At 54.7% G+C, this 5,431-nt stretch carries 2 rRNA genes; both read right to left on the reverse strand.

The features are described 5' to 3' along the window. Positions 1 to 139: 139 nt before the first annotated feature. Positions 140 to 3,244, reverse strand: a 23S ribosomal RNA gene (locus A4X16_RS13835). A 406-nt stretch (positions 3,245 to 3,650) separates the two neighbouring features. After that, positions 3,651 to 5,174 (reverse strand): 16S ribosomal RNA (locus A4X16_RS13845). Together the 16S and 23S rRNA genes form the textbook arrangement of a ribosomal RNA operon. Positions 5,175 to 5,431 lie beyond the last annotated feature (257 nt).

Here is a 5,431-nt window from a genome sequence, read left to right on the forward strand (position 1 = left end):
ACCGGGCGTTTCCCTCACGCTATGGCCGCCGAAACACTATTGATGTTTCAAATCGTGCATAACAAAAAGATTTTGGTATGCGGTTCTCGACCGTACATCGAGAACCACTCAGTGGACGCGTAGCACCAACAAACGGGGTGTTATCAAGTCATCGGCTTATTAGTACCAGTCAGCTGCACACGTTACCGTGCTTCCACATCTGGCCTATCAACCCAGTAGTCTGGCTGGGAGCCTCTCACCCGAAGGTATGGAAGTCTCATCTTGAGGCCGGCTTCCCGCTTAGATGCTTTCAGCGGTTATCCATCCCGAACGTAGCTAATCAGCGGTGCTCCTGGCGGAACAACTGACACACCAGAGGTTCGTCCAACCCGGTCCTCTCGTACTAGGGTCAGATCCTCTCAAACTTCCTACGCGCGCAGCGGATAGGGACCGAACTGTCTCACGACGTTCTAAACCCAGCTCGCGTACCGCTTTAATGGGCGAACAGCCCAACCCTTGGGACCTACTCCAGCCCCAGGATGCGACGAGCCGACATCGAGGTGCCAAACCATGCCGTCGATATGGACTCTTGGGCAAGATCAGCCTGTTATCCCCGAGGTACCTTTTATCCGTTGAGCGACAGCGCTTCCACAAGCCACTGCCGGATCACTAGTCCCGACTTTCGTCCCTGCTCGACCTGTCAGTCTCACAGTCAAGCTCCCTTGTGCACTTACACTCGACACCTGATTGCCAACCAGGTTGAGGGAACCTTTGGGCGCCTCCGTTACTTTTTGGGAGGCAACCGCCCCAGTTAAACTACCCACCAGGCACTGTCCCTGAACCGGATTACGGTTCGAAGTTAGATATCCAGAGTGACCAGAGTGGTATTTCAACAATGACTCCACATGAACTGGCGTCCATGCTTCACCGTCTCCCACCTATCCTACACAAGCCACACCGAACACCAATACCAAGCTGTAGTAAAGGTCACGGGGTCTTTCCGTCCTGCTGCGCGTAACGAGCATCTTTACTCGTAATGCAATTTCGCCGAGTTCGCGGTTGAGACAGYTGGGAAGTCGTTACGCCATTCGTGCAGGTCGGAACTTACCCGACAAGGAATTTCGCTACCTTAGGATGGTTATAGTTACCACCGCCGTTTACTGGGGCTTAAATTCTCAGCTTCGCCTTGCGGCTAACCGGTCCTCTTAACCTTCCAGCACCGGGCAGGCGTCAGTCCGTATACATCGTCTTGCGACTTGGCACGGACCTGTGTTTTTAGTAAACAGTCGCTACCCACTAGTCTCTGCGGCCACCACACCCTTTTCGGAGCAAGTCCGTATAAGTGGATGGCCCCCCTTCTCCCGAAGTTACGGGGGCATTTTGCCGAGTTCCTTAACCACGATTCTCTCGATCTCCTTGGTATTCTCTACCTGACCACCTGAGTCGGTTTGGGGTACGGGCAGCTAGAACCTCGCGTCGATGCTTTTCTCGGCAGCATAGGATCATCCACTTTTTATCCGCATCGTGTCTCAGCCTGGAGGAACGGCGGATTTGCCTACCGTTCGGCCTACGCACTTGCACCAGGACAACCATCGCCTGGCTTGGACTACCTTCCTGCGTCACACCTGTTAATACGCTAACCGCACCAGAATGGGGTCGTGCGCTAGGCCCAGAGCGTCACCCCGAAGGGATCAGTCACTGGGATTCAGACACTTAGCACTACTGGATTAGCTTGGGCGGTTCTTCGCCGGTACGGGAATATCAACCCGTTGTCCATCGACTACGCCTGTCGGCCTCGCCTTAGGTCCCGACTTACCCAGGGAAGATTAGCTTGACCCTGGAACCCTTGGTCTTTCGGAGGACGTGTTTCTCACACGTCTTTCGCTACTCATGCCTGCATTCTCACTCGTGTAGCCTCCACGGCTGGTTTCCACCGCCGCTTCGCTGGCCACACGACGCTCTCCTACCCATCAACACGGCTGGACCACGAAGGCCTACCAATAATGTCAATGCCACAACTTCGGTGGCGTGCTTGAGCCCCGTTACATTGTCGGCGCGGAATCACTTGACCAGTGAGCTATTACGCACTCTTTCAAGGGTGGCTGCTTCTAAGCCAACCTCCTGGTTGTCAAGGCAACKCCACATCCTTTCCCACTTAGCACGCGCTTTGGGACCTTAGTTGGTGGTCTGGGTTGTTTCCCTCTCGACTATGAAGCTTATCCCCCACAGTCTCACTGCTGCGCTCTCACTTACCGGCATTCGGAGTTTGGCTGACGTCAGTAACCTTGTAGGGCCCATCGGCCATCCAGTAGCTCTACCTCCGGCAAGAAACACGCAACGCTGCACCTAAATGCATTTCGGAGAGAACCAGCTATCACGAAGTTTGATTGGCCTTTCACCCCTATCCACAGCTCATCCCCTCAGTTTTCAACCTAAGTGGGTTCGGTCCTCCACGACGTCTTACCGTCGCTTCAACCTGGCCATGGATAGATCACTTCGCTTCGGGTCTAGGACATGCGACTGAATCGCCCTATTCAGACTCGCTTTCGCTACGGCTACCCCACACGGGTTAACCTCGCCACATATCGCTAACTCGCAGGCTCATTCTTCAAAAGGCACGCTGTCACACCTACCAGGGGTGCTCCAACGGTTTGTAAGCAAACGGTTTCAGGTACTATTTCACTCCCCTCCCGGGGTACTTTTCACCTTTCCCTCACGGTACTTGTCCGCTATCGGTCATCTGGGAGTATTTAGGCTTATCAGGTGGTCCTGACAGATTCACACGGGATTTCACGGGCCCCGTGCTACTTGGGATACTCTTCGCGCCACGGTTGGCATTTCGACTACGGGGTTGGCACCCTCTATGACCGGCCTTTCAAGACCGTTCGTCTATACCATCGTGTAACGCCGCCATCTCGGCAGAAATGACTGAAAAGTCCCACAACCCCGAACGTGCAACGCCTGCCGGCTCTCACACACGCTCGGTTTAGCCTGATCCGGTTTCGCTCGCCACTACTAACGGAATCGCGGTTGCTTTCTCTTCCTGTGGGTACTGAGATGTTTCACTTCCCCACGTTCCCTCTACCCGCCCTATATATTCAGGCGGGAGTCACTAGGTCGGCACGCCGCCCAGCGGGGTTTCCCCATTCGGACACCCTCGGATCAAAACTTGCTTATCAGTTCCCCGAGGCTTATCGCAGATTGCTACGTCCTTCTTCGGCTCCAGATGCCAAGGCATCCACCGTTTGCTCTTAAAGACTTGAAATCACATGAGTTTGAATCAAAACTCGACCCCACCCGAAGGCGGGATCAGAAATTGACTAATGATCTTTAAGATCATCTTGTGCAACTGATCGAAGATCAGCTGCAAGATGCTCGCGTCCACTGTGTAGTTCTCAAAGTACGGGCGGTACCCCTCATCCCCTCCCACCAGGGAGACGACGAAAGGCCCAGAGGTACAGACCAGATCCCGAAAGATCCGCATCCGGTCCCTCAGGACCCAACAGCGTGCAGCCGCCTGCTTGCATCCCCCACCGTTCCAGATCCGAAGACCGTACTAGTTGAAGTCAGCTGCGCTGACGGCATGTCAAATGTTCCACCCATGAGCTCCCAGCGAAGAACGTGTGCCTTCGACCTGGGTTCTGGACTCCGAAGAGTCAGATGCTCCTTAGAAAGGAGGTGATCCAGCCGCACCTTCCGGTACGGCTACCTTGTTACGACTTAGTCCTAATTACCGATCCCACCTTCGACGGCTCCCTCCACAAGGGTTAGGCCACCGGCTTCAGGTGTTACCGACTTTCATGACTTGACGGGCGGTGTGTACAAGACCCGGGAACGTATTCACCGCAGCGTTGCTGATCTGCGATTACTAGCGACTCCGACTTCATGAGGTCGAGTTGCAGACCTCAATCCGAACTGGGACCGGCTTTTTGGGATTCGCTCCACCTCGCGGTATTGCAGCCCTTTGTACCGGCCATTGTAGCATGCGTGAAGCCCAAGACATAAGGGGCATGATGATTTGACGTCATCCCCACCTTCCTCCGAGTTGACCCCGGCAGTATCCCATGAGTTCCCACCATTACGTGCTGGCAACATAGAACGAGGGTTGCGCTCGTTGCGGGACTTAACCCAACATCTCACGACACGAGCTGACGACAACCATGCACCACCTGTTTACGAGTGTCCAAAGAGTTGACCATTTCTGGCCCGTTCTCGTATATGTCAAGCCTTGGTAAGGTTCTTCGCGTTGCATCGAATTAATCCGCATGCTCCGCCGCTTGTGCGGGTCCCCGTCAATTCCTTTGAGTTTTAGCCTTGCGGCCGTACTCCCCAGGCGGGGAACTTAATGCGTTAGCTGCGTCACGGAATCCGTGGAATGGACCCCACAACTAGTTCCCAACGTTTACGGGGTGGACTACCAGGGTATCTAAGCCTGTTTGCTCCCCACCCTTTCGCTCCTCAGCGTCAGTTACGGCCCAGAGATCTGCCTTCGCCATCGGTGTTCCTCCTGATATCTGCGCATTCCACCGCTACACCAGGAATTCCAATCTCCCCTACCGCACTCTAGTCTGCCCGTACCCACTGCAGGCCCGAGGTTGAGCCTCGGGATTTCACAGCAGACGCGACAAACCGCCTACGAGCTCTTTACGCCCAATAATTCCGGATAACGCTTGCGCCCTACGTATTACCGCGGCTGCTGGCACGTAGTTAGCCGGCGCTTTTTCTGCAGGTACCGTCACTTTCGCTTCTTCCCTGCTAAAAGAGGTTTACAACCCGAAGGCCGTCATCCCTCACGCGGCGTTGCTGCATCAGGCTTGCGCCCATTGTGCAATATTCCCCACTGCTGCCTCCCGTAGGAGTCTGGGCCGTGTCTCAGTCCCAGTGTGGCCGGTCACCCTCTCAGGCCGGCTACCCGTCGACGCCTTGGTGAGCCATTACCTCACCAACAAGCTGATAGGCCGCGAGCCCATCCCCAACCGAAATTCTTTCCAGTAACTGACCATGCGGCCGCTACTCGTATCCAGTATTAGACACCGTTTCCAGCGCTTATCCCAGAGTCAGGGGCAGGTTGCTCACGTGTTACTCACCCGTTCGCCACTGATCCCACAGAGCAAGCTCCGTGTTCACCGTTCGACTTGCATGTGTTAAGCACGCCGCCAGCGTTCATCCTGAGCCAGGATCAAACTCTCCGTAAAAAAGAAATGCATACCCCATCGGGAAAACGATGACGCAGCGAGTTTGATGCTGACCAAAGAGATATTCATTGCTGACTATCCGTTGCCAACCCCCCACAAAGAGGAGCTGGTCTTTGATCCAAAGGAATCTCATCCAGCCGAAGCTGAATCGAGGTTATTTGGCATTTGACAAGTGCACGCTGTTGAGTTCTCAAGGATCGGATGCTCCCCCGACCCAGTCATCACAACCAGGCCCGAAGGGCAACTTCTCTATCTTA

The organism is Microbacterium sp. H83 (genome assembly GCF_001650405.1).
Lineage (GTDB): Bacteria > Actinomycetota > Actinomycetes > Actinomycetales > Microbacteriaceae > Microbacterium.